Source organism: Propionivibrio sp., from assembly GCF_017995515.1.
In the GTDB taxonomy this organism is placed as follows: Bacteria; Pseudomonadota; Gammaproteobacteria; order Burkholderiales; family Rhodocyclaceae; genus Propionivibrio.
In genome coordinates, this window is record NZ_JAGOIT010000194.1 from 1,317 (window position 1) to 2,502 (window position 1,186).

At 62.3% G+C, this 1,186-nt stretch carries 1 protein-coding gene and 1 pseudogene; one reads left to right on the plus strand and one right to left on the minus strand.

The genetic code is table 11. The features are described from left to right. Positions 1–155: 155 nt before the first annotated feature. A complete protein-coding gene (locus tag KBA32_RS17045) occupies positions 156–536 on the minus strand; it encodes a DciA family protein (RefSeq protein WP_294361499.1) in 381 nt (126 codons plus the stop codon). Here KBA32_RS17045 and KBA32_RS17050 point away from each other — a divergent pair. Then, a pseudogene (locus KBA32_RS17050) lies at positions 525–1,186 on the plus strand (hypothetical protein); the annotation flags it as partial. The gene KBA32_RS17045 and the pseudogene KBA32_RS17050 overlap by 12 nt on opposite strands.

The following is a 1,186-nucleotide window of genomic DNA, read 5'->3' on the forward strand; positions in this document are numbered from 1 at the left end:
GGGCAACGCGCGATCAGGGATGCGTCGCCGTCATTGAGGGGTAGGAGCGCAGATTTTCTGCGCGATGCGGCGGTCGATGATCGGATGCCGTTATCGCCCAGTGGAACTGGGGTCCTACAAAAATGGCGGTAGCGTGGGCGGTGGGCAACGCGCGATCAGGGATGCGGTGCGCGTTCGATCAACGTCTGAAGCGCCGTGCGTAGTGGCGACTCCGGCAGGCTGTCGCGCAAGTCGCTCAGGCTGCGGCTGGCACTCGAACTCAGCGGCTTTGGCTCCGAAGTCCTTGATTGCGTTCCGCTTTCTCTGGCTTGTACTTTGACCTGAACGCCATTACACTCGACCCCTTTGCGGCTGAATCCATCGGCCAGCGTCGGCGCCAGTTGCTTGAGTTTTGTGGCGACTGCCCCGCTCGCGGCGTGAATAACAACAATGCCGGACTTGTAGTTGGCCAGATGGCTGGCGGCAGCCAGATGCGCCGGCGCAATCGTCTGATACAGGCGAGTCAGTCTCAAGAGTAACCGCGCGTGGGCCAGCACCTTGCCGGCGCCGTCAGGGGCTTCGAGAAAGTCTTCGAGGGATTTTTGCATCGGGGAGTCTTGAGGCCGCAGGGGAGAAGCGACATGCATCTTATTCTCGTATCCAACCGGCTCGCAACCGCAAAAACCTTCAACGTCCCGTTGCGCCTGATACTCGGCGCTGTAGCCGCGCTCGCCTGTCTTGTGGTTGCCTTTTCGTTCGTCCTCTGGCGCTTGTCGGTGCCGGCGAAGGTGGTCGAAACCGTGACCGTGGCCATCACGCCGGGCGCATCGGTGGTCAAGCCAGCGGTCGATCAGCGCGAAAACATCAGTTCAATGGCGGTCAAGCTCGGCGAAATGCAGGCCGAGCTCATGCGGCTCGACGCGTTGGGCGACAGAATTTCCAACCTGAGCGGGCTGCCCGCCCCGAAGAGCGACAAACCGGAGCCCGCCAAACGCAGAGACGGCCAAGGCGGGCCACTCGTCGACCCTTGGCAGCCGATGTCCGCCGACGAATTGCAACACGAAATCGATCGCCTGGCGGAAGCGGTCGACGAGAGCGCCGACGGTCTGACGGCGCTCGAATCCCAGCTCATGGAGCGGCGCATCAAATCGAGCCTGTTGCCGACCTTGATGCCGATCAACGCCGAGCGCATGGGCTCTCCGTTCGG